The organism is Bartonella queenslandensis AUST/NH15, assembly GCF_000312585.1.
GTDB classification, from domain to species: domain Bacteria; phylum Pseudomonadota; class Alphaproteobacteria; order Rhizobiales; family Rhizobiaceae; genus Bartonella; species Bartonella queenslandensis_A.
In genome coordinates this window covers 1-211 of record NZ_HE998018.1, presented here as the reverse complement: position 1 = coordinate 211, position 211 = coordinate 1, and the positions used below count along the sequence as shown (strand labels likewise).

Sequence of the window (211 nt, the reverse complement as noted above, 5' to 3'; positions counted from 1 at the left end):
CCAGTTCCCCTCATTGCTCCAAGTTTCCCTCGTTGCGCCAAGTTTCATTATCCCATGAGATCAATCCGGCTTTGAGTTGTCCCTCATCACAAAAAATATCCCGTCCCAAATGGTGCAAATCTTGGTGCCATTCCACCACACTGATCGATACACCACGCTGCTTAATCGCCGCAGAGATAATCGGTTCAATCTGGATATCACGCGGGACACT

General features: G+C 48.8%; 1 pseudogene. It reads right to left on the bottom strand.

Features of this window, described 5'->3' with window-relative positions:
• Positions 1–10 precede the first annotated feature (10 nt).
• Positions 11–211: pseudogene (locus BN338_RS09190) on the bottom strand (hypothetical protein); the annotation flags it as partial.